Source organism: Variovorax sp. Sphag1AA, from assembly GCF_014192575.1.
GTDB lineage: Bacteria > Pseudomonadota > Gammaproteobacteria > Burkholderiales > Burkholderiaceae_C > Variovorax.
This window is the reverse complement of record NZ_JACHYC010000006.1, coordinates 251,040-274,360: the sequence shown is the minus strand read 5'-3', so window position 1 is coordinate 274,360 and position 23,321 is coordinate 251,040. Positions and strand designations below refer to the sequence as shown.

19 protein-coding genes are annotated in these 23,321 nt (G+C 64.6%); 9 read left to right on the top strand and 10 right to left on the bottom strand.

Annotated elements, in window-relative coordinates:
* Window positions 1–142: 142 nt before the first annotated feature.
* Entirely contained in the window at window positions 143–1,528 is a 1,386-nt protein-coding gene (locus FHW64_RS24115) for an aminopeptidase P N-terminal domain-containing protein (protein WP_184530756.1), read from the top strand.
* Between the two features lie 3 nt (window positions 1,529–1,531).
* Here the strand turns inward: FHW64_RS24115 and FHW64_RS24110 are convergent, their stop codons facing one another.
* The 5 genes from FHW64_RS24110 to FHW64_RS24090 form a co-directional block, all read right to left on the bottom strand.
* Window positions 1,532–3,100 (bottom strand): FAD-dependent oxidoreductase, encoded by a 1,569-nt coding sequence (locus FHW64_RS24110; protein ID WP_184530755.1) that lies wholly within the window; start codon window positions 3,098–3,100, stop codon window positions 1,532–1,534.
* On the bottom strand, window positions 3,097–4,635 hold the full coding sequence (locus FHW64_RS24105) for a polyamine aminopropyltransferase (RefSeq protein ID WP_184530754.1): 1,539 nt from the start codon (window positions 4,633–4,635) through the stop codon (window positions 3,097–3,099). Before FHW64_RS24105 ends, FHW64_RS24110 begins: the two co-directional genes overlap by 4 nt.
* 11 nt (window positions 4,636–4,646) lie before the next feature.
* Window positions 4,647–4,865: a DUF350 domain-containing protein gene (locus FHW64_RS24100; protein WP_093167467.1), complete on the bottom strand. Its 219-nt coding sequence runs from the start codon at window positions 4,863–4,865 to the stop codon at window positions 4,647–4,649.
* A gap of 24 nt (window positions 4,866–4,889) precedes the next feature.
* The gene (locus FHW64_RS24095) at window positions 4,890–6,380 is read right to left on the bottom strand and encodes a DUF4178 domain-containing protein (RefSeq protein WP_184530753.1); all 1,491 of its coding nucleotides are present in this window, start codon (window positions 6,378–6,380) and stop codon (window positions 4,890–4,892) included.
* A 63-nt stretch (window positions 6,381–6,443) separates the two neighbouring features.
* Entirely contained in the window at window positions 6,444–7,490 is a 1,047-nt protein-coding gene (locus FHW64_RS24090; protein WP_184530752.1) for an SPFH domain-containing protein, read from the bottom strand.
* A 164-nt stretch (window positions 7,491–7,654) separates the two neighbouring features.
* Here FHW64_RS24090 and FHW64_RS24085 point away from each other — a divergent pair, with 164 nt between their 5' ends.
* The 3 genes from FHW64_RS24085 to FHW64_RS24075 all read left to right on the top strand — a co-directional run bounded on the left by FHW64_RS24085 (window position 7,655) and on the right by FHW64_RS24075 (window position 11,067).
* Window positions 7,655–9,994, top strand: coding sequence for an NADP-dependent malic enzyme (locus FHW64_RS24085; protein ID WP_184530751.1), 2,340 nt, complete (start codon window positions 7,655–7,657; stop codon window positions 9,992–9,994).
* 180 nt (window positions 9,995–10,174) lie between these two features.
* Complete coding sequence (locus FHW64_RS24080; RefSeq protein ID WP_184530750.1) at window positions 10,175–10,588, top strand: ribonuclease domain-containing protein; 414 nt, start codon at window positions 10,175–10,177, stop codon at window positions 10,586–10,588.
* 77 nt (window positions 10,589–10,665) lie between these two features.
* On the top strand, window positions 10,666–11,067 hold the full coding sequence (locus FHW64_RS24075) for a barstar family protein (RefSeq protein WP_260306309.1): 402 nt from the start codon (window positions 10,666–10,668) through the stop codon (window positions 11,065–11,067).
* A 240-nt stretch (window positions 11,068–11,307) separates the two neighbouring features.
* Here FHW64_RS24075 and rsmA read toward each other — a convergent pair whose 3' ends face one another.
* The 3 genes from rsmA to FHW64_RS24060 are packed head-to-tail and all read right to left on the bottom strand — an operon-like array spanning window position 11,308 to window position 15,905.
* On the bottom strand, window positions 11,308–12,084 hold the full coding sequence (gene rsmA, locus FHW64_RS24070; RefSeq protein WP_184530749.1) for a 16S rRNA (adenine(1518)-N(6)/adenine(1519)-N(6))-dimethyltransferase RsmA: 777 nt from the start codon (window positions 12,082–12,084) through the stop codon (window positions 11,308–11,310).
* A 2-nt stretch (window positions 12,085–12,086) separates the two neighbouring features.
* Complete coding sequence (locus FHW64_RS24065) at window positions 12,087–13,472, bottom strand: peptidylprolyl isomerase (RefSeq protein WP_184530748.1); 1,386 nt, start codon at window positions 13,470–13,472, stop codon at window positions 12,087–12,089.
* Between the two features lie 18 nt (window positions 13,473–13,490).
* Window positions 13,491–15,905, bottom strand: a complete 2,415-nt coding sequence (locus FHW64_RS24060; protein WP_184530747.1) for an LPS-assembly protein LptD — start codon at window positions 15,903–15,905, stop codon at window positions 13,491–13,493.
* A 99-nt stretch (window positions 15,906–16,004) separates the two neighbouring features.
* Between FHW64_RS24060 and FHW64_RS24055 the strand changes: the two genes are divergently transcribed.
* The 5 genes from FHW64_RS24055 (at window position 16,005) to FHW64_RS24035 (ending at window position 20,951) form a co-directional block, all read left to right on the top strand.
* Entirely contained in the window at window positions 16,005–17,099 is a 1,095-nt protein-coding gene (locus FHW64_RS24055; protein WP_184530746.1) for an aminoglycoside phosphotransferase family protein, read from the top strand.
* A complete protein-coding gene (locus tag FHW64_RS24050) occupies window positions 17,096–17,809 on the top strand; it encodes a 16S rRNA (uracil(1498)-N(3))-methyltransferase (protein ID WP_184530745.1) in 714 nt (237 codons plus the stop codon). Before FHW64_RS24055 ends, FHW64_RS24050 begins: the two co-directional genes overlap by 4 nt.
* Window positions 17,810–17,837: 28 nt before the next feature.
* Window positions 17,838–19,193 (top strand): M20/M25/M40 family metallo-hydrolase, encoded by a 1,356-nt coding sequence (locus FHW64_RS24045; RefSeq protein WP_184530744.1) that lies wholly within the window; start codon window positions 17,838–17,840, stop codon window positions 19,191–19,193.
* Window positions 19,194–19,230: 37 nt separating this feature from the next.
* Window positions 19,231–19,698 (top strand): YidB family protein, encoded by a 468-nt coding sequence (locus FHW64_RS24040; protein WP_184530743.1) that lies wholly within the window; start codon window positions 19,231–19,233, stop codon window positions 19,696–19,698.
* 83 nt (window positions 19,699–19,781) lie between these two features.
* Window positions 19,782–20,951 (top strand): MFS transporter, encoded by a 1,170-nt coding sequence (locus FHW64_RS24035; protein WP_184530742.1) that lies wholly within the window; start codon window positions 19,782–19,784, stop codon window positions 20,949–20,951.
* Here the strand turns inward: FHW64_RS24035 and FHW64_RS24030 are convergent.
* Both FHW64_RS24030 and FHW64_RS24025 read right to left on the bottom strand, forming a co-directional pair.
* The gene (locus FHW64_RS24030) at window positions 20,948–21,769 is read right to left on the bottom strand and encodes an alpha/beta hydrolase (RefSeq protein ID WP_184530741.1); all 822 of its coding nucleotides are present in this window, start codon (window positions 21,767–21,769) and stop codon (window positions 20,948–20,950) included. The genes FHW64_RS24035 and FHW64_RS24030 overlap by 4 nt on opposite strands.
* A 20-nt stretch (window positions 21,770–21,789) precedes the next feature.
* On the bottom strand, window positions 21,790–23,286 hold the full coding sequence (locus tag FHW64_RS24025) for a M20 family metallopeptidase (RefSeq protein WP_184530740.1): 1,497 nt from the start codon (window positions 23,284–23,286) through the stop codon (window positions 21,790–21,792).
* Window positions 23,287–23,321: the final 35 nt, after the last annotated feature.

Sequence of the window (23,321 nt, the reverse complement as noted above, 5' to 3'; positions counted from 1 at the left end):
TTCAACAAAAAACACCTCCAAAATAACAAGTGGTCGCTTTTTACGTGGGATGCGTCCTACGGGCAAACCATCTTGCAAATACTTTCTTCGTGTTTTTCGGCCGCCTTGGAAAGCACTTACAAAGGTAGCGAATAGTGACGTTATGACCGCAAATCATCAAGCCCCCCGTCGTATACATCTTTCTACTTATTTAGGCGCCGACGGCATCGCGATCATTCCGACCGCGCCGGAGCGCCAGCGCAACCGGGACAGCGACTTCCTGTACCGGCACGACAGCTACTTCTATTACCTGACCGGCTTCGCCGAGCCGAACGCCTGGCTGGTGCTGACCGGCGACGGCAAGTCGACGCTGTTCTGCGCGCCGAAGGATCTGGAGCGCGAAATCTGGGACGGCTACCGGTTGGGGCCCGAGGCGGCACCGGCAGTGCTGGGGGTGGATGAGGCCTATTCGGTCGAGGAGCTGGATACGCGCCTGCCGCGCCTGCTCGAGAACAAGTCAGTGGTCTGGTTTCCGTTCGCGACGCACAAGGGGCTGGAAACGCGGGTCGACGGGTGGCTTTCCTCCGTTCGTGCCCGGGTTCGGTTCGGCGCGCTGTGCCCCGAAGAACAGCGCGACCTGTGCGGACCGCTCGACGAAATGCGGCTGGTCAAGGACGCCCACGAGCAGGACGTGATGCGCCGCGCCGCGCAGATCAGCGCCAAGGCCCACATCCGCGCGATGCAGCTTTCCGCGCGCATGCTGAGGGACGGCAAGGACGTCCGCGAATATCACCTCGACGCCGAGTTGCTGCACGAATTCCGCCTCGGCGGCTCGCAGTACCCGGCCTACGGTTCGATCGTGGCGGCAGGCGCCAACGCCTGCGTGCTGCACTACCGCGCCGACACCGCCCCGGTGCGCGACGGCGAACTGGTGCTCATCGACGCAGGCTGCGAACTGGACGGCTACGCCAGCGACATCACCCGCACCTTCCCCGCCAACGGGAAGTTCACCGGTCCGCAGCGCGCGTTGTACGACCTCGTCCTGGCGAGCCAGGATGCCGCCGTCGCCGCGACCCGGGCGGGGCAGCGCTTCAACGATCCGCACGAGGCGACGGTCAAGGTCCTGTCGCAGGGCATGCTGGACCTGGGCTTGCTCGACGCCAACAAGGTCGGGAGCGTGGACGACGTCATCGAGAAGCGCGCCTACTTCCCTTTCTATATGCATCGCACCGGGCATTGGCTCGGGATGGACGTCCACGATTGCGGCAGCTACGTCGAGCCGACCCAGGTGGGCGAGGTGAGCGAGCGCCGCGATCCGCTGTCCAACGAGCTCATCAAGAACCGCCCGAGCCGCATCCTCAAGCCGGGCATGGTGCTGACGATCGAACCGGGCATCTACGTGCGGCCGGCCGACGGAGTGCCGGAGCAGTTCCACAACATCGGCATCCGCATCGAAGACGACGCGATCGTGACCGAAACCGGCTGCGAACTGATCTCGCGCGGTGTGCCGGTCAAGGGCGACGAAATCGAAGCCCTGATGAAGGGCTGAGCCTCACACCGCGAGGTGGCCGCGGGTGAACGCCTCTTCGAAGATCGAATAGCCCGACCAGTCGCCGTGCGCAAAGGCCAGTCGGCCGGCTCGGACCTGCTCCGGTGCGCCAGTCTGCCGCAGCAACCCGGGCGTCGGGATCGCCATTGCATGGCCATAGCGGGTGATGTCGATGCGCGTCGCAAGCGTCGGCAGGTCCGGATGAGGCACCGACAGCTCCGCGATGAGATCGTCGCGCCAGCCGGTCCATGGCCGGTCGGGTAGCTGTCGACGCCCGTCACCGCCATCGAAACCACTGGGCCCGAGCGGGCGATACCAGCTCAGCACGGTGGCGCGCGGCGTCGGGTCGAGCGTCTGATGCCGCGCATCGACGTAGCCCAGTCCGCGCGTACCGTAGATCACGTTGTCCCAGCTCGGCGCCGCGCCGGGCCGATCGGCCAGGGGCTCGCGCACATGGACGTTGGCGACCAGCCATGGCGAATGGTGGATGAGCGACGCGGCCCGCTTCAGCACATCCGGTGGGTTCTCGACCACGCGCGCGGCGATGAACACCGGCAACGCGACGATGCAGCGCTCCGCCTGCCACCGGATGCGGGATCGCGTGGCGGCGTCGAATGCATCGACCTCCACGCCGCCACGTGTTTCGGCGATGCGCGTGACCACATGCGCGGTCTTCAGGCGCTCGCCCAGGGGATCGGCCAGTCTGCGCATCAGCCAGGCGTTGCCTTCGGGCCAGGTCAGCACCGCATCGCGTTCCGCGTTGTCATCGCCGGGCGCATGGAATCCGTGACGGCTCGCGAAGTAGTGAAGCCCCGCCCACGCAGACACATGGGCCATGCCGGCCCCGTAGTCGTCGCGGCAGCAGTAGTCCAGATACCAACGCAGGTGGGCGTCAGTGAAGCCTTCGCGGTCGAGCCACGTCTCGAATGCGAGCGCATCGAGTGACAACAGCAGCGGCGCCGTCCGGGCGCGCAGCGTTGGGATCACGAAACGCGCCTCGCGCCGCAGTGCCTCCACACGCTGCGAAAACAGGCGGTATTGCGCGAGCGTGCCTTCGCCGACTCCCTGCACGGGTAGCAGGCCGTCCTGCCACTCGCCACGGAAGTAGAGCCGTTCCTGTGGGCTGTGACAGAGATGCCGCTCGTCATATTCCCATCGTCCGGCGATGCGCCGGCGAAGACCGAATTCCTCGAGAAGGTCTTGCACTTCGTGCGCATGGTCGCCAGGCACCGGGAGGTAATGCGCACCGAGCGGGCAGGCAATGCCATTCACCGCACCGCCGCGGCTGTTTCCGCCCGCGCCGTCTTCGAGTTCGAGCAACACGAAATCGTCGACCCCGGCAAGACGCAATGCACGCGCGGCCGCGAGGCCTGCGATGCCGCCTCCGGCGATCACCACCCGTGTGCGGCGCGTGACGTCTGGCGGATGGCTTGCCTGCAGTGCGCCGTCGCGCAGCGCATGGCCGCGCGCCATGTCGATGCCCGTGAAGCCGCCTTCAATTTCGTGACCGCTCTTGCAGCCTGCGAGTACCGCCGTGCCCGCAGCCGCGCCCAGGAAGGCACGGCGCTTCACCGCTTGCCCCACTCCTGCTCGTAGGTCGTGACCAGCACCTGGTTCGACAGCCGGTTGACCTCGGCCGGCACGCGTGCCATGTCGAGAGGGAAGTCGAAAAGCAGCGGCAGGCTTTGCGCCGACAAGAAGCGCAGCCCCGGAGGCAGCGCGCCGGCGTCGGGCAACCGGTAGGGCCGATGGCTCGCGATGATGTAGCCCCACTCCCCGAAGCTCGGCACATGCGCGTGGTAGGGCGCGACTTGCAGTCCGACCGATTCGATGGTCTCCGCCACGGTCCAGAAGCTCTTGCGCGCAATCAGCGGCGAGGTGGTCTGGACCACCGCGTAGCCGCTCGCGGAGAGCCGCTTGTCGAGCAACGCATAGAACGAGCTTGTGTAGAGCTTCCCGATCGCGAAGTTGGTCGGGTCCGGAAAGTCGACCACGATCACGTCGAACATGTCACCCGGCTGCTGGAGCCATTGGAAAGCATCGGTGTTCACGATCCGCACCTTGGGCGACTTGAGCGATCCGCCATTGAGCGCAGCGAGCGTCTCGTGTTCGGTGAACAGGCGCGTCATGTTCGGATCAAGCTCGACCAGCGTCACGCTCTCCACCGACGGGTACTTGAGGATCTCGCGCACCGCCATGCCGTCGCCGCCGCCGAGTACCGCGACCTTCTTCGGCGCCCCGTGCGCGGCCATCGCGGGATGGACCAGTGCCTCGTGATAGCGGTACTCATCGCGCTCGGCAAACTGCAGGTTGCCGTTGAGGAACAGGCGATATCCGGCGCTGCCGTGCGTGACCACGATGCGCTGGTAGGGCGAGGTCGCGCTGAAGACGATGCGGTCCTGATAGAACTTGTCTTCTGCCAGCGTCGTGATGCGGTCGGCGAACACGAACGCCGCAGCGAGCGCGAGCAGCACCAGCCCACAAGCCACTGCATGCGCGCGGACCCGCCGCAGCTCGTGACGGAACAGCCAGAGCGCCCACACTGCAACTGCCGCATTCATGAGTCCGAACAGCAGGCCGGTGCGGATCATGCCGAGCTGCGGCACCAGCAGCAGCGGGAACGCGATCGACACCGCGAGCGCGCCCAGGTAGTCGAAGGTCAGCACCTGCGATACGAGTTCCTTCAACGCGACGTTGCGGCGAAGGATGCGCATCACCAGCGGAATCTCGAGACCGACCAGCGCGCCGACCACGAGCACCAAGCCGTACAAGAGCAGGCGGAACGCACCCGGCACGTAGGCGTTGGCGATGAAGAGCAGCGCGGGGAGGCCGCCGCCGATGAGCGCGACCAGCAGCTCGATGCGCAGGAAATGCGCCGGCAGCTGCCGATCGAAATAGCGCGAGAGCCACGAGCCCACGCCCATGGCGAACAGATAGGTGCCGATGACGGTGCTGAACTGCAGCACCGAATCGCCGAGCAGGTACGAGCTTAGCGCCGCCGCGCTGAGTTCGTAGACCAGCCCGCAGGCCGCGACCACGAACACGCTGGCGAGCAGCGCGATCTCCACGGGCTGCGGGCCGCTCGCGGCGGCCGGACGCGCTGACAAGACCGTCCCGGTCAATGAATGGCCGCGGCCACGATCACGCAGATGCCGAGGCTCATGGCGGCGACGATCACGCCCAGCGCCACGTTCTGCTTCTCGACGATCTCCTGCCACAGGTCATACGGCGTGAGCTTGTCGATGACGAGAAAGCACAGCCAGAAGATCGCCACCCCCAGCAGTGCGTAGACGAGCGACCCGAGGACGACGTCCGGCTTCAACCATTCAAATCCCATGATGAGGACCTCCGGATAAAAACATTACTTGTGGCCGCCGCCACTGGAATAGCCGCCATACGAGCCGCCTGAGCTGCGTATGCCGCCACCGCTGCCGCCGCTGGAACTGCTGCAAGTGCTCAGGATGATCAGCAGGATGATGATCACCACGACGACGAGGATGATCGTGCCGCAGCCAATGCCCGATCCCGCGCTCACCGGCAACGCGTCGTTGCGCTTGAACATGTCCTTGCGGCCGCCGAGCTTGAACGCGGCTGCCACGGCGGCGCTGTCGATCTTGCTGCCCGACGACCAGGTGAGTTCGTTGGCGGAGCGCTCCATCGACAGCAGCGCCGCACCGTTGGCGAAGTCCCGGTTGAAAGTCCGCTGCCCGCGCTGCACCTGCCAATAGAACTCGCCCGCCACGTAGCTCGTCTCGGCGTTGTAGGCGTAGAGCTGGCGATACACCTTCCCAAGGTAGGTGGCCTTCGATCCGTCCTTGACCATCGTCGGCGCGCCGGTCGTAGGCCGGACCATGCTCCAGCCGTCCTCCGAGTCGACCAGGAAGCTGAACCCGCGCTTGCGGTTGAACAGCAGGTATTCGCTCCAGCCGAAATGCTCGTCATCGCCGGGCGCCACGCCCATGCGATGCTGGAAGCCCACGACCTGCCAATCCAGGCCTTGCAATTGCCCGACGGTGCCAAGCGGAATCAGCGGCTGCACTGGCTCGTCCTGAACCGCGTGCCGGAGTTCGCCGCCGATGCCCTGAGTCAAGTCGATGATGGTGTTGCAAGACGAGCAGGTGATGCTCTTGCTGTCGGCGAGGTTGACGGTGACCGTCGCGCCGCAGTTCGGGCAGTTGAAGCTGCGGCCTTTCTCTTCCTTGGCCGATTCGTCGCGAAGGCCGGTGAGCTGGAGGTCTTCGAGCTGCACGGCGCGGCCGATCCAGGCGCCTGGCGGATCGGTGTCGTATTCGAGGCTCAGCACCTGCCCGTTGTCGCCACGCAATTCGACCACCGCGAAACGCCGGCCCAATTCGGGCAGTCGAGGCAGTTCGCCTTGAGCGGAAACGAGTGCTGCCTGCTCGTTCGAAGTGACGGTATACGACTGACCGTTGAAGGCCGTCGTCGCACCGACGCGTAGATCCGTGGCGGAAGGCGCGCCGCGCTGCAGATCGAACGGCAGCACGAAGACGAAGGCGCCGTTGTCCTCGCTCAGGATCCCGGTGCGGTCGCCGTCGAGCGAGGCGATCCATTCGGTCCAGCGTCCGCCGTCGTAGCTGTACTGCAGTCGACCGATGAGCGTGAACGGCCGATCATGGATACGGCCCGAGGCAAAGAGTTGCAGCGGGCTGAAGTCGTCGAACAGCTCCGCCATCTTGCCGGTGCGCGCGAGCGTCTCGCCCTGCCGCACCACCGTGCTGCGGCAGTAGGCGCACACCGCATGCGTCGATTGCGCGGAGCGGAACTCCACCGGCGCGCCGCACCCGGGGCAGGGCGCGCGGTAGTAGCGCTGACTGGCGCCGTTCTCAGCCATGGCGCTCCGAAGAGGGCCAACCTGCGGATGGGTTGCCTGGTTGTCCCGCGAAAGCTGCGGGCGTCACACGAGCTTCTTGAGGAGCTCCGCCTTCTTGGCGTCGAATTCTTCCTGCGTGAGGATGCCCTTGGTCTTGAGCTCGGCAAGCTTCTCCAGCGTCGTCATCACATCGGCTGGATTGACCACTGCGACCACAGGCTGCTGGGTGGGCGTAGCTGCCGCAGCGTTGTTCGGGTTGAGCCCCTGCGCAAGGTTCTGCGCGAGCACCTGCCCGAGCGCAACACCCGCACCCAGGCCCATGGCATCGCCAGCGATGCCGCTGCCGCCACCGGCGCCTTCGGCGATCTTCGGGATCGCCTGCGCGGTCTGGTACTGCATGAACTTGCCCATGTCGTTGCCGACCATGCCCATGCCGATCTTCTGGTCGAGGACCTTCTGCAGCTCCTCGGGCAGCGAGACGTTCTGGACAGTGATGTTCTCGAGCTTGATCCCGATCTTCGCGAACTCGGGCACGAGTTGCGCGGCAAGCGCCTGAGCGAACTCGATCTGGTTTGCGGCAAGGTCGAGGAAAGGCACGCCGCTCGACGCGATCGAATTGCTGATGTTCTGCAGCACGAGCCCGCGAAGCTGGCCGTCGAGGTCGGTCACCGAGTACACGTCACGCGTGCCCGATATCTCGGTGTGGAACAGCTTCGGATCGCCGATCCGGAAACTGTAGTTGCCGAAGGCGCGCACACGCACCGCGCCGAAGTCCTTGTCGCGCACCGTGATCGGCTGGGGCGTGCCCCACTTCTGGTCGACCTGCTGCCGTGTGCTGAAGAAATAGACGTCGCTCTTGAAGGGCGACTCGAAGAGCTTGTCCCAGTTCTTGAGGTAGGTGAGGACCGGCAGCGTCTGGGTGGTGAGCTTGTAGATGCCGGGGCCGAAGACGTCGGCGACCTGCCCCTCGTTCACGAACACCGCCATCTGCGATTCGCGCACCGTGAGCGACGCGCCGTTCTGGATCTCCATGTCCGCCATCGGGAAGCGCCATGCCAGTGTGCCGTCGCCGGTCTCGGTCCACTGGATGATGTCGATGAACTGCTTCTTGATGAAATCCATCAGCGCCATGGAGGTGCTCCTGCAAGTACTTGGCCGGTGATATTGCCACACGGCGAAACCCTTGCTGCCGTGCATTTGACTGGCTCCGCCGCGAAGCCCACGTTTCATAGGCGAAAGGAGGCGAGGTCTACAATCGGCGCCCTTTCAAGAAGCGTCACAGGAGGCACGGCCCAATGTCCGATCCGACTTCATCGATTCCTTCGCCCGAGGACAAACGTGCCGAGCTGCGTCGCGCCGCCCTCGAGTATCACGAGCATCCGGTCCCGGGAAAGATCTCTATCGCCGCGACCAAGCAGATGATCAACCAGCGCGACCTCGCGCTGGCCTATTCGCCCGGCGTGGCGGCGCCCTGCGAGGAGATCGTCAAGGACCCGGTCAACGCCTTCAAGTACACCGCACGCGGCAACCTCGTGGCGGTCATCTCCAACGGCACCGCGGTGCTGGGCCTCGGCGACATCGGCCCGCTGGCTTCCAAGCCGGTGATGGAAGGCAAGGGCGTTCTCTTCAAGAAATTCGCCGGCGTCGACGTGTTCGACATCGAGATCGACGAGAAGGACCCGGCGAAGCTGGTCGAAGTCATCGCCGCGCTGGAGCCCACCTTCGGCGCGATCAACCTCGAAGACATCAAGGCCCCGGACTGCTTCTATGTCGAGCGCGAACTGCGCAAGCGCATGAAGATCCCGGTCTTCCACGACGACCAGCACGGCACCGCGATCACCGTGGCGGCCGCGATGCTCAACGGCCTCAAGGTCGTCGGCAAGGACATCACGCAGGTCAAGCTCGTGACTTCCGGTGCGGGCGCCGCGGCGCTGGCCTGCCTGAACCTGCTGCTCAAGGTGGGCCTCAAGCGTGAGAACGTCTATGTGACCGACCTCGCCGGCGTGGTCTATGAAGGCCGAACGGAGCTGATGGACGACGACAAGCGTCAGTACATGCAAAAGACCGACGCGCGCACCTTGTCCGAGGTGATCGAAGGCGCGGATGTGTTCCTGGGCCTGTCGGCGGGCGGCGTGCTCAAGCCGGCCATGGTCGCGAAGATGGCGGCGAAGCCGGTGATCTTCGCGCTGGCCAACCCGAACCCCGAGATCACGCCCGAAGACGCACACGCGGTGCGCAACGATGTGGTCATGGCAACCGGCCGCACCGACTACCCGAACCAGGTCAACAACGTCCTGTGTTTCCCGTACATCTTCCGCGGCGCACTGGACTGCGGGGCGACCACCATCACCGATGAGATGGAAGTCGCGGCAGTGCATGCGATCGCCGAACTCGCGCAAGCCGAGCAGAGCGAGCGCGTCGCCGCCGCCTATGCCGGCGAAAAGCTCAGCTTCGGGCCCGAGTACTTGATCCCGAAGCCGTTCGACCCGCGGCTCATGATGAAGATCGCTCCGGCAGTCGCCAAGGCGGCCGCCGAGAGCGGCGTGGCGCTGCGGCCGATCGCCGATCTGGACGCCTATCGCGACAAGCTCCAGACCTTCGTCTACACCTCCGGCACCACGATGAAGCCCATCTTCGATGCCGCCAAGCGCGCACCGAAGAAGCGGGTCGCGTTCTGTGAGGGTGAAGAGGAACGCGTGCTCCGCGCAGCTCAGATCGTGGTCGACGAAGGCATTGCGCGGCCCACGCTGATCGGCCGGCCGGCCATCATCGCGCAGCGCATCGAGAAATTCGGCCTGCGTCTGAAGCAGGACGTGCACTACGACATCGTCAACGTCGAGCAGGACCAGCGCTACCGCGATTTCTGGCAGACCTATCACCGGATGACCGAACGCAAGGGCACGACGGTGCAGACTGCGAAGATCGAAATGCGCCGGCGCCTGACGCTCATCGGCTCGATGCTGCTCCACAAGGGTGACGTGGACGGGATGATCTGCGGCACCTGGGGCACGACCGCGATTCACCTGCATTACATCGACCAGGTCATCGGCAAGCGGCCGGGCGGTTGCGCCAGTACGCAGCAGAACGTGCCGATCTACGCGTGCATGAACGGACTTCTGCTGCCGAATCGGCAGGTGTTCCTGGTCGACACGCACGTCAACTACGACCCGTCGCCGGAAGAACTCGCAGAGATCACGACGATGGCCGCGGAAGAGATGATGCGCTTCGGCATCAAGCCGAAGGCGGCGCTGCTGTCGCATTCGAACTTCGGCAGCAGCAACATGCCAAGCGCCATCAAGATGCGCCAGACGCTCGACCTGCTGCGCACCCAGGCACCGTGGCTCGAAGTCGATGGCGAAATGCACGGCGACGTCGCTTTGGACGGCAAGCAGCGCGCATCGGTGATGCCGCACAGCGCGCTGGCCGGCGATGCCAATCTGCTTGTGTTCCCGAACATCGATTCGGCCAATATCGCGTACAACCTGCTCAAGACGGCGGCGGGCGGAAACATCGCAATCGGCCCGGTTCTGCTCGGCGCGGCCAAGCCTGTGCATATCCTCACGCCCAGCGCGACGGTCCGGCGCATCGTCAACATGACCGCACTGACGGTGGCCGACGCAAACGCCGAGAGATAAGCAATCCAACCGCTAGCAACCGCTAACTTCAAACAGCGAGGCAATCCCAAGCACCTGCTCAAATATTGAGCAGGTGCTTGCTATTTGCGCGCCTCTGGTGCACACTTACGGGCTTGAATTTGAGGGTTAACCCCAATGGGTTGGCCCCGATTCGGCCCTTGCTCTTCTTTCTGGTGCTCCATGGCGGTTTTCGCCTCGATTTCGTCCCCTGCGTCAAAGTTTGCGCTCACTAGCTTGCTGCTGGTGGCTCTCTCGAATGGCGTTCAGGCCCGCGAATGGTTCGGCACCCGTACCGGCCAACCGGCACAGGAAACGATCGCACTGGCCGAATTGCCGGTGCAAGGCCAGCGTACCTATGAGGCCATCTTCAAGGGTGGTCCTTTCCGGTATGAAAAGGACGGCGTGGTGTTCGGCAATCGCGAACGCCTCCTGCCCCAGGAACGCCGGGGCCACTACCGAGAGTACACGGTCGAAACGCCCGGCTCGCGTGATCGTGGTGCGAAGCGAATCGTCTGTGGAGGCGAGCGCATGGCGCCATCGGCTTGCTGGTACACGGCAGATCACTACGCGAGCTTCAGGCGGATCGTTCCCTGAGCGATGAATGAATTTGGAGAGGCGCAGAAACAGCGTCCTGAGAGATGATGACGACAACCATGGAAAGACCAGCGGAGATGACCCAATCCCTTCGTGGCGTGCGACCCAACATCGTGCAGTCCATTCGCGCGTTTCGCGTGAGCGACCTGCAGGAGGCGGCACATGCGGCCGGTCAGCACTTTCTGTATGCCAACCTCGGCAACGCACAGACCAAGCAGGACGTGCTGGATCTGATCGCGCAGCAATTCACGTTCCCGCAGCACTTCGGGAAGAATTTCGATGCGCTCTATGACTGCATGACCGACCCGCTCCACAAGTCGGGTCCGCAGCCGGGCTTCGTCATCGTCCTCGAACAGATTCCGGCCAACGGCAAGTTCGACAAGGAAGCGCGCGAGCAGCTTCTGGACATCTTCCGCGACGCAGCGGACTACTGGGGAGATCGGAAAATACCCTTCCGGTGCTTCTATTCTTTTCTGTAGCCCGTTCTGCACAAGCCAGCCAAGCAGAACGGGCGAACGAGGCTCAAAACGGCGCTGCAGGTGCCGAGGTCGAGGCTCAAGAGGCTGATCCAGCGGCAGAAAAGATGCCGACGGACAAACTGGTCGATGTGTCGCCGTTGGCGCTGCGCATGAGCAGCCCCTTCAACGCAGGTTACTGGCTCGCAGCAGCCTGACCGTCACTCGCGCCGATAAAGGAAAGCCCGTCAATGACGGGCTTTTTTATTTGGCGAGCTGCTGGACCAACGCAACGTATTCAGTCACCGGCACTTCCTCCGCACGCCGTTGGGTGTCGAAGGTGCCCCCGAAATTCTTCTGCTCGAGCCACTTGCCAAGGCTGTGTCGCAAGAGCTTACGACGCTGGCTGAAGGCAACCTGCACGACTTCGCCAAGCAGCTCCGCATCAACCTCGGGCGGATCCGCGAACGGTACCATCCGGACCACAGCGCTGTCGACGCGCGGAGGAGGATCGAAACTCTCGGGCGGCACGAACAGGACGTCCTCCATCTCATAGCGCCACTGCAGCATGACGCTCAGGCGGCCATAGTCGGACGTCGCAGGCTGCGCCACCATGCGGTCGATCACTTCCTTTTGCAGCATGAAATGCTGATCGGCGACGAGATCCGCAAAGCCGAGCAGGTGGAAGAGGATGGGCGTCGAAATGTTGTACGGCAGGTTGCCGACAACGCGAAGCCGCTTGTCTGGAGGAGCCGCGAGCCGGGCTGCGAGCGCAGCGAAATCGACCTTCAGTACATCGGATTCCACGACGTCGAGCTGACCATGGCTGCGCAGCCGCTCGGCCAGGTCCCGGTCGAGCTCGATCACCGTCAGTCGGCCCAGGCGCTCCACAAGCGGTTGCGTCAATGCCGCGAGACCGGGGCCGATCTCGACCATCGGATCCCCTGGCTTCGGCGCAATCTCACGCACGATAGCGTCGATGATTGCAACGTCGGCCAGGAAGTGCTGGCCGAACCGTTTGCGAGGAATATGTTGCTTCACCGTCAGGATTGCGGTGGTTCGCGATATTCCACGTAGGCGCGCGCGCGAACTTCCTGGGCCCAGGTATCGGTGTTCTGCTCGATCTTCCTCTCGCGCAGCACCGCACGGGCCGCCTCGCGTTGCTCGACCTGCGTGAGCTTGGTCTCACGCCGGTCGGTCACCTGGATCAGGTGGACCCCGAACCGCGACACCACAGGGTCGCTGATCTGGCCAGGACTGAGGCGGTTCATGGCCTCCTCGAACTCAGGCACGAATTGGCCGGGACGCGACCACCCCAGGTCGCCGCCACTCTTGGCGCTGCCATCTTCCGAGTTGTCGCGCGCAAGGCTTGCGAAGTCGGCAGTGCCGCGCTGGATGCGATCCTTGAAATCGTTCAGTTGCGCCACCGATTGGGCCGTAGTCCGCTTGGGATCGTTGCGCAGAAGAATGTGGCGAACCTGCGTCTGCGTGACGACCGCATCGCCGACACCCGGCTGCGACTTCGCCAGCACCTTCAACACGTGGAAACCTGCATCCGAGCGGACCGGACCGACGATCCCGCCCACCGGCGTCGATTGCGTCGACTCGACGAAAAGGGTGGGGTAGCGATCGGCGCCGCGCATACCCATTACGCCACCGGTGGCACGGTCCGGTGCGTCCGAGTTTTCCTGGACAAGCTTGCCGAAGTCTTCGCCGGTACGGGCACGCTGGGCAAGCGCCTGTGCGCGCTGCTGCAGCTTCGCCACATCTGCGTCGCTCGCGTTCTCGGGGACGATCACGAGCAACTGCGCGAGATTGATGTTCGGAGCGACCGATGCATTTCCACCGGCACGCTGATCGCGAATGAACTGGTCGACCTCGACGTCGCTGATCTTGACCTTGGATTCGACTTCGGCATTGCGCAGGCGCGTGAGCGTCAACTGATCGCGCAGCTCGCGTCGGAACTGCTCCTGCGAAAGGCCTTCGGCGGCGACGCGGCGACGCAATTCGGTCAAGGGGATCTGGTTCTGCCGGGCCACGGTCTGTTCGGCCTGGTCGACCGCCAGCTCGTCGATCTTGATACCGGATTCCTTGGCCAGTTGGAGCATCGCTCGCTCGTTGATCATCCGCTCGAGCACGACGCGGGTGAGATCCGACCGCGGCATCCGCTGGGCTTCAGGGTTCTCGCGCAGCACACGCGCCACCCGAAGCTGGACCTCGGTGTTGGTGACCGGTTCGGAATTGACAAGCGCCACGATGTATTCGGCCGACCGCTGCACATTCGGCGCCGGTGCGCCCACTGGCGGCGCCGGCGGCACGATGCGTGGACCGGCACGCATGATGTCGGTGATGCCGAGGCCCTGCGCGCTCGCGGAGGCCGCCAGTGTCGCAAGACAAGCCAGCGTAAGGATGGAGCGAATGTGTTTCATGGCGAAGCTCTGTCTATCTCAGTCGTAATTGCTGTACCGGCTCGGCGCAAGTCCCGGTTGGCGCAGCGGGGTGTAGCGTTGGATGTTCTGCGTCAAAGTGCGCGCCGGGCTCGATCCCACGCTTGCGAAGCCAACGAGTTCGAGCTGAAACATGATCCGGGTGCTGGCTGTGACCTGCCCGGTAGTGATCCGTTCCACCACCACGCGACCAATCCAGCAGCAACCGTCGTATTCGAAGCCGAGCACGCCGTCCGTCAGCTTGCTGTCCTGCAGACTGTAATTCAGACGGCCTACAGCGTACCAGCGCCCGCCCCCTTGACCCCGCCCGGGACCCAGGTCCTTGCCGTAGTCGCCCCAAAGATCGTTGATCGGCCATTGCCATCCGATGTCGATCGACTTGCTGCCATCGTTGGAGGTCGTCGTGGTGTCGGCCTGGTAACGGTAGGCGGCACTGATGGTGCGGTACGGGCCGGGGCTGTAGCGGGCACTGATCGCGGTGCGGGTGGAATTGTGCTCGTCGGGGTTGTACTGGACCGTGCCGTCCACGCTCCACTTCGGCGTCCAGTTGATCTGCGCGCCAAGCAGGATGTCGCTGAAACGATCAGTAACCGGCTGCCCGCCCGGCAATGTGACCAACTGGTCGGCGAAGCGCAGGCGCTGCGCGACGCCAAAGCGCGCCGCCTCGGCGCCGGTGTCGGGATCGATGAGGCGCGACGTGACCCCGAGGGTGAGCAGGTTGCTGTCGGAGATCCGGTCGTTGCCAGAAAAGGCGTTTTCGGTATAGACCGTCGCGAAGCTGAAGTCGTTGGCCGCGGAATCGTAGTTCGGCAGGTCGTTCTGATTTCGGTAAGGCGTATAGACGTAGAACGCGCGCGGCTCGAGCGTCTGCCGGAACGCACGCCCGAAGTAGTTGGCGTCTCGCTCGAAGATCATGCCGCTGTCGAGGCTGAAGGTCGGCACCACGCGAGTGGCCGACGTCGCGCCGTTGGTGAGAAGGGGCGCATCGAACTGGTAGGCGGTCGCGTTCAGCAGCATCTTCGGGATGACGAAGGTGCCCGGGGTCAGGAAGGGGCGGCTCAGCGTCGCCAGCCCGAACACGCGCTCGCCGTCCGGCTGCACGAAACCGTTGAGTTGCTGTTGCAGGGCTGGGCTCGGACCACGGAAACGCGAGTAGTCCGTATTGAGCGAGAAGTCGAAGCCGTTCCAGTCGAACTTGTTGTAGTCCGCGGTGATCTGCGGCAGCCGGTCGTACGGCGGCAGGATCGGCGAAGGCGCGTACTGCAGCGTCTGGTAGCTCAACGCGCGGGCCATGCCGCTCCAGTCCCCGGAGCTCCAACGCAAGATGCCATCGTTGGCCAGCAGCCGCTGCGTCAGCGACGGCGTGCGCGTGAAGTCGCGCCAGTAGTCGTCGTCGCTCACACGGTTGATGCTCAGCGAGCCGGTGAGGGAGTCGAGTCCCAGCGACTTGGCGTCGAACCGCTGTTCGTGATGCGTCCAGATGCCCCAACGGTCGCGATCGCGCAACTTGTCTTCCGGCATGTAGTCGGCACGGATCTCGCCGCTGTACGTGGGCTCGAGGTAGCGGAACTCGGTGCCGAGGTTGATGCCTCGCTTGCTCATCAGCGTTGGATAGAGCGTAGCGTCGCGGTTGGGTGCGATGTTCCAGTAGTACGGCACCGTGAGCTCGACGCCGTTCACGCTGTCGATACCGATGACCGGTGGCAGTACGCCTGTCTTGCGGTCGTTGCTCAGCGGAAAGCTCAGCGACGGGAAGGGCGGCGTGCTGATGCCCATGAACGTGATCTGCGCGTTGGTCGCGACACCCACGTTCTCCTCGGTATCGGCAGTGATGGTGCGGGCCTTGAGCAGCCAGGCCGGCATCCATCCCGGATAGTCTTCCGGTCGGCAGGTGGTGTAGGTGGCCCTGCGCGCGACCGACACATTGCTGTCGATGAAGTCGATTCGCTCCGCGTCGCCACGACCGCCATTGGCGAGGAATTCGTAGCGCACCCGGTTGAAGAAGCCCTCGAAGGTCTCGAGCCTGAGTTCGAGCTCGGGGCCTTCGTAGATGTTGCCGGCATGGTTTACATGCACATTGCCGGTCGCGCGGGCGCGATCCTCGGGCTGGTAGTACTCGAGCCGGTCGGCACGGATCAGGGTGTCGCCGCGCCGCAGCATGGCATTGCCTTCGACGATGGTGCCGAGGTCGGGCTGCCCCGTGATTCGATCTCCGTCGACGAAGCTCGGCATCCGTCCACGCAGGTTCTCCGGAATCACTTCCATGAGTTGTGGCGTGCGCTTGAGCACCAGCGGTGCATCCAGGTCCGCCTCCTGCGCCCACGCGCCATGCGCATGCAGCAGGGCAAGCGACAGCACGGCCAGCGGCAATGGCGGGCGGCACCGGCGCCAAGCGGCTCGGTTCAGGTCAGGCATCGGTACGGAAGGACAAATGTCGTCTGGAGGGGAAGGCGGCGCCGGGGGCCGTCAGGTTGAGAGGCTCCGCGCCAGGCGGATTTGTAGAATTGATTATCCATGACAGCCTCTCAGCCATCGGCCAGCGGCGCCGCGACAACTTCCCAATCCCCCGTGTGGACGGACGCGGCACGCGCACAGACTTTTCAGCGTTGGATCGAGCGCATCGCGTCGCAACATCGGTTGCTTCCCGATACGGTCCGGCTTGCGTCCGCCGACGCCAGCTTCAGGCGCTATTTCCGCGTCAGCACAAGCGACGACACCCTGACGCGCATCGTGATGGATGCGCCCCCAGCGCAGGAAAACAGTGCCCCGTTCGTCCACGTCGCGAGCCTGATGGCAGCCGCGGGCGTCACCGCGCCGCAAGTCCTCGAATGGGACCGGGAAAACGGCTTCCTGCTGCTCGACGACCTGGGCTACCAGACCATGCTGGACGTGATCGACCCTGCCGATCCCAACGCAGCGCGTCCGCTCTACGAGCAGGCGATCGACAGCCTGATCCTTTGGCAACTCGCCTCGAAGCCCGATGAGCTCCCTCCCTACGACAGGGCGTTGCTCGAGCGCGAGCTCTCGTTGTTTCCCCAGTGGTACGTCGGTCAGCACCGCGGTATCGCGGTCGAAGGCAAGGTCAAGGAGCGCCTCTACCGCACTTTCAACCTGATCGTGGAAAGCAACCTGGCGGCGCCGTGCGTCTATGTGCACCGCGACTTCATGCCGCGCAACCTGATGGTGTGCGACGGCGCGCCCCTCGGCGTGCTGGACTTCCAGGACGCGGTTCACGGCCCGATCACCTACGACATCGCGAGCCTGATGCGCGACGCCTTCCTGACCTGGGAAGAAGATTTCGTGATCGATATGACCGTGCGTTACTGGCAGAAGGCCCGCAAGGCCGGGCTGCCCGTCGACGAGGACTTCGGTGCCTTCTATCGCGCGGTCGAATGGATGGGACTGCAGCGTCACCTGAAGGTCGCCGGCATCTTCGCGCGCCTCACGCTGCGCGACGGCAAGCCGAAGTACCTGGCCGATGCACCGCGCTTCATCAACTACATCCGGGCCACTGCGGGCCGCTATCGCGAACTCACGCCACTGTTGCGCGTGATCGACGAGATCGAAGGCACGGAGCCGGTCACCGGCTTCGCCTACGGACGCATGTGACAGCACGCTTTCACTGCGCGGTCGCGCTTACCGCCAACAGCTCAATCTCGCTGCCACCCGGGGCTGCCCGCCACGTGCAGGTGCTGCGGATGCAGCCCGGCGATGCGTTGACGCTGTTCGACGGCACCGGCGGCGAATACGCCGCAACCGTCGAACGAATGGGCCGCAGTGACGTCGAGGTGCGCGTGGGCGAACGCAACGCGATCGAACGCGAAGCAGCACGCCCGGTGCACCTCGCGGTCGGCATGCCAGCCAACGAGCGCATGGACTGGCTGGTCGAAAAGGCCACCGAACTCGGGGTCGCCAGCATCCAGCCCTTGATAACGGCACACGCGGTGCTGCGGCTCTCCGGCGAGCGCGCCGACAAGAAGCGCGCCCACTGGGAAGCCATTGCCATCGCCGCATGCGAGCAATGCGGGCGCAATCGCGTGCCGGAAATCCATCCCGTCCAGACCTTCGCGAACTGGCTCCCTGCGCAAGCCGGTGATTCGCCACGATTCATCCTGAGCCTTGCGGAAGGAACCCGGCCCGCGCGTGAAGCCGCGCAGAACGACTTTCACCATGCATGGGTGCTGAGCGGTCCGGAAGGCGGACTCAGCCCCACCGAAGAGAAGGACGCGATTTCGCGCGGCTTCGTGCCGCTGTCGCTCGGACCACGTGTCCTGCGCGCCGAGACCGCGGCGCTTGCCGCGCTCGCGTTCCTGTCCTGACTGCAACGCCCCGATTCCTCACGATCTCATGTCATTCCGTCTTTCCTCCATTCGATTCGCCCCCGTGATGCTCGCCGCGCTTTGCGTCGCGGCAGGTGCGCAGGCCCAGAGCAACGCCGTCGCTCCGACGCCTTCGCAGGTGCGTCCCGCAGTCGATCAGGCCTATACGCAGCTCCTCGCTGCACCAGCCATCAAGGACCTCCTCGAAGCAGTCAAGGCCGACCACGAACGCTCGATCGAAGACCTGAGGATGCTCACCGAGATCGAGGCTCCGCCCTTCAAGGAACAGAAGCGCGCCGAGGCCTTTCTTGCGCGCCTGAAGGCCTTCGGCCTGAGTGACGCGAAGATCGACGCCGAAGGCAACGTGATCGGCATTCGCAAGGGCACCGGCAACGGCCCGAAGCTGCTGATCTCTGCGCATCTCGACACCGTCTTCCCGGCCGGAACCGACGTGAAAGTGAAGGAGCGCGACGGCAAGCTCTATGCACCCGGGATCTCCGACGACACGCGCGGGCTCTCGGTGCTCCTGTCATGGCTCAAGGTGCTGAACGACAACAAGATCCAGACCGTTGGCGATCTGGTGTTCGTCGGCAACGTCGGCGAGGAAGAACTCGGCAACCTCCGCGGCATGAAAGCCATCTTCCGCGATCACCTCGACATCGACGGGATGGTTGGCCTCGAGCCAGCCCCTGACGGCAACGTGCTGGTGCTCGGCACGGCCAGCCACCGCTACGAGGTGAACTTCAAGGGCCCGGGCGGCCACAGCTACGCGGCCTTCGGTCAGGTGCCCAGCGCGATCCACGGCATGGGCCGCGCGATCGCGAAGATCGCCGACATCAAGACGCCGAGCTTTCCCAAGACGACGTTCACCGTCGGCCTCGTGAACGGCGGCACCTCGGTCAACACGATCGCGCCGGACGCGCGCATGGCGGTGGACATCCGGTCTGACGACATGACCGCGCTGCTCGATACCGAGAAGAAGGTCCTGGCCGCAATCGACGAAGCGGTGGCGGAGGAGAACAAGCGCTGGAACGTCTCGACCCTGAGCGCCACCACCAAGCTGATCGGCGATCGGCCCGGTGGTCGCACCGGATCGGACTCCGTGATTGTCGAAGCCGCCGTGCGCGCCAATTCGGCCTTCGGTCACAAGACGCTGTTGTCAGGCGCGAGCACCGACGCCAATGTGCCGATGTCGCTCGGCATCCCTGCGATCATCATCGGCAGCGGCGGCAAGACCGGCGGCTTTCACGCACTCTCCGAATGGATCGACGTGACAGAGGGGTGGAAGGGCGCGCAGAATGCCTTGGTGACCGTGCTCGGACTGGTCGGCGTACAGGGTGTCAGCGAACCACTGCTGCCGAAGCGCCCGCCGCGCTCCAAGTAAGGCGCATTCCTTCTATTGCATCTCTCAGGAGCCCATCATGGGATTGCTCGATTCGGTTCTCGGACAAGTGCTCGGCGGCGCACAGCCGCAACCACAGGCAGGCGGTATCGGTAGTCTCGGCGGCCCTGGCGGGCTCGGTGATCTGGGCAACATCGCGGGCGCACTCGGCGGCCTGCTGGCCAACAACGGCGACCAAGGCGGGTTGGGCGGACTCGTGTCGAAGTTCGAGCAGGCAGGCATGGGCGATGTCATCGGCTCGTGGATCGGCCATGGCGAGAACGCGCCGATCTCTGGCGGGCAACTTCACGACGTCCTCGGCAGCGACGTCGTCTCGGGCATCGCACAGAAACTCGGCATGAACAGCGCGACCCTGCTGCCATTGCTCGCCACGCTGCTGCCGACGCTGATCGACCACCTCACGCCCAAGGGACAAGTTCCGGCGGAAGGCCTCGGCAACCATGACGACCTGCTCTCTTCGCTGAGCGGACTTCTCCAAAAGGGCTGACGGGCGCACGGCCCGCTTGTCTGTCCCCAGCATTGATGGCGCCGCGAGGCGCCATTTTCGTGAGTCCACTGCATAACAACTCCATGAACCGCAATCTCTGGCTGCTGACCTTCTGCCAAGGACTGTTCCTCACGAACAATGTCGCCTTCATTGCGATCAACGGCCTCGTCGGGCTCTCGCTCGCGCCGCGCGGATGGATGGCGACGCTTCCGGTCATGGCCTATGTGGTGGGCGGTGCGCTGTCGACGGGCCTCGTGGCACGGACGCAGCGCCGCTTCGGTCGCCGGCGCTCATTCCAGATCGGGCTGTTGGTGGCTCTGGTTGCGGCCCTGCTGTCCGCGCAGGCGGCAATGTGGAAAGAGTTCTGGCTCCTCTGCTTCGCGACCGTCGTGGCCGGCTACTACAACGCGAACGCCAACCTCTATCGTTTTGCTGCGGCGGAACTTGCCGCTCCCGACTGGCGCGAGAAGGCGGTCTCGCTGGTGATGGCCGGCGGCCTGATCGGCGCCGTCGCCGGTCCGAATCTCGCGGCGGTCACGCGCAACTGGTTCGAAGTGCCCTTTGCCGGCGCGTACATCGCGCTGGCCATCGTCGCGCTGATTTCGATGGCGATGATGCAGTTCATCGACTTCCCCGCCCCGATGGCCAAGAGCGCAGCGGCAGGGGGACGCTCACTGGCGGAGATCGCGCGCCAGCCGGCATTCATCGTGGCCGCGGTTGCCGGCTCACTGGGCTTCGGCGTGATGAACCTGCTGATGGCGGCCACGCCGATCGCGATGCAAGTCTGCAGCCTGCCGTTCGAGGACGTCGCGTTCGTTCTCGAGTGGCACGTGATCGGCATGTTCGCGCCGGGCTTCTTCACGGGCCACTTGATTCGGCGTCTCGGCGTGCTGCCGGTGATGGGCACCGGGCTTCTGCTCAATCTGGCGTGCGTTGCAGTGGCACTGTCCGGCGTAGACCTGCAGCAGTTCGTGATCGCGCTGTTCCTGCTTGGCCTCGGATGGAACTTCCTCTTCACCGGTGCCACCACGTTGTCCCTGACCACCTTCACAGCCGAAGAGAAGGACCGCGCACAAGGCGCGCTCAATTTCTGCATGTTCGCCACGCTCGCGGTCACGTCCTTCGCGTCGGGCGTTCTGGTCACAACGCAGGGATGGCGTCTGCTGAACTTCGGATCGCTGGTTCCGTTGGCGCTGACTGGCCTCAGTTTGCTCTGGCTTGCGCGCCGGCGCATTGCGCCCGCAATCGCCTAGGGCTTGACGAAGCGCTCATCGAGCCAGGTCCGGAGCCGCTCGAAGACGGGCTCGGCATCGCGCTCGTTGAAGATCTCGTGGTAGTGGTCCGTGTAGCAGGTCGTACTGACCATCGATGGCGGCGCGGCCTGCGCGAAAGCACGACTGCCGGCCGGGCTCACGAGCCGATCGGCGCCCGCGTAGATCAACAGGGTGGGCACAGCCCATCGGGCCGCAGCAGCCTGCACGTTGGCGCCTTCGTCAGCAAGGAATCGCGCCAGCCGCGCGCCGATTCGGTCATGGCACAAGGTATCCGCACGGTAGGCCTGCATGACAGCGGGATCGTGCGACAGGTATTGGAGATCGAGCCCATTGCCCACCCGCAGCGTCGGCGCGATGCGTGAAAGCGTGGCGACGAGGAATTTCTGAAACGCGCTCAGGCCGGGATCGAGTGCAGGCGACGACAGCACCAACGCATCGATCGGGCGAACGCCACGCGCAACGAAACTTGCCGCCACCAGCCCACCGAGGCTGTGCCCCAGCAACACCAATGGCAGCGCTGGGTGCGCCTGCCGTGTGTCGTCGATGACGAGCGCAAGATCGTCGAGCAGTCGATGCACGGTCGGCAATCCGCCGCGTGCACCGCTCGATTCGCCATGTCCGTAGTGATCGACGGCGCGAACCTCGAAGCCCCAATCGCTGAGCCGCTCGGCGACATGGGCATAGCGGCCCGCGTGCTCGCCGAGTCCGTGGACCACGACGACCACCGCCCGCGCAGCACCAGACTCCACAGGCCAGTCGCGCACCGCCAGCGTTTCGCCGTCGGGCGTGCGCAGCATTCGAGGTGCGGGCAGCGACCTCAAGCGACAGCGGCGGCGGCAGCTACCGGCAAGGCGGCGATGACCTCCGCCACGGCGGCCGTCAGCTTCTTCGCGTAGGGCACGTGCAGGAATTCATTCGGTCCGTGCGCGTTGCTCTTCGGGCCCAGCACGCCGCAGACCATCATCTGCGCCTTCGGGAATCCGACGCTCAGCATGTTCATCAGCGGGATGGTGCCGCCCTGGCCGATGTAGCCGCAGTCCGCACCGAAATGCGCGCGCGATGCCGCATTGAGCGCACGCTCGAACCACGGTGCCGTCTCAGGCGCATTCCATCCGGTCGCGCCGCCATGGCCGTCGAAAGTGACCCTGGCCTGATAGGGCGCGTTGTCTTCGAGCAGCGTCTTGAGTTGCTGCACCGCCTGGCCCGCATCGACCAGCGGCGGAAGGCGCAGCGACAGCTTGAATGCGGTGTACGGACGCAGCACGTTGCCCGCATCCTTCAACGCCGGGAAGCCTTCGGCGCCAGTGACGGAAAGCGTAGGCTTCCAGGTGCGGTTGAGCAGCGCCTCGACCGGATCGGTCGTGGTCGGCAATGCGAAAGCCGTCGCGCCACCGCAGTCATAGTGCGCCCACGGGAAGCGCTTGTAGACCTCTTCGCCGAGGATCCCGGCCGTCGCCTTGGCCTGGGCGAGCCTTTCGGCAGGCACTTCGCAATGGAAGCTTTGAGGCAGGAGACGGCCGGTCTTGCTGTCCTCGAGGCGGTCGAGCACCTGCCGCATGATGCGGAAGCTCGAAGGCACGAGGCCAGAGGCATCGCCCGAATGAACGCCTTCCGTGAGGATCTCGACCTTCAACGTGCCGCTGGCCATGCCGCGCAGCGAAGTGGTGAGCCAGAGCTGGTCGTAGTTGCCCGCACCGGAATCGAGGCAGATGACGAGCGATACGTCGCCCAGGCGCGGACGCAGCGCATCCACGTAGGGCAGCAGGTCGTAAGAGCCGGATTCCTCGCAGGTCTCGATCAGACCGACGATGCGCGGATGCGCCGCGCCTTGCGCCTTCAGCGCCTGGATCGCGGCAACGCTCGCGTACACCGCATAGCCGTCATCCGCGCCGCCACGGCCGTAGAGGAGGCCGTTTTCGTACTTCGGAGTCCACGGGCCCAGGTCGTTGCGCCAACCGGTGAACTCGGGCTGCTTGTCCAGATGGCCGTACATCAGCACGGTTTCGCTCATGCTCGTGCCCGTGGCCGGCACCTCGAAGAAGAGCACCGGCGTGCGGCCTTCGAGACGCACGATCTCGAGCTTGAGCCCTTCGACCTTCTGCGCCTCGACCCAGGCTGCCGCATTGCGCAGCACCGTTTCGAGATAGCCGTTCTGCGCCCATTCCTTGTCAAAGCCTGGCGACTTGGCCGGGATCGCGATGTAGTCGGTGAGTTGCCGGACGATGTCGTTGTCCCACTTGGACGAGACATCGGAGAGCGCGCGCTCGGCGTCAAGCAGGCCGGCCGGCATTTCGCGATGGAGGGGGGCGTTCATTGAAAGGTACTCCGCGGGGTGAGAAAAAGGATGTT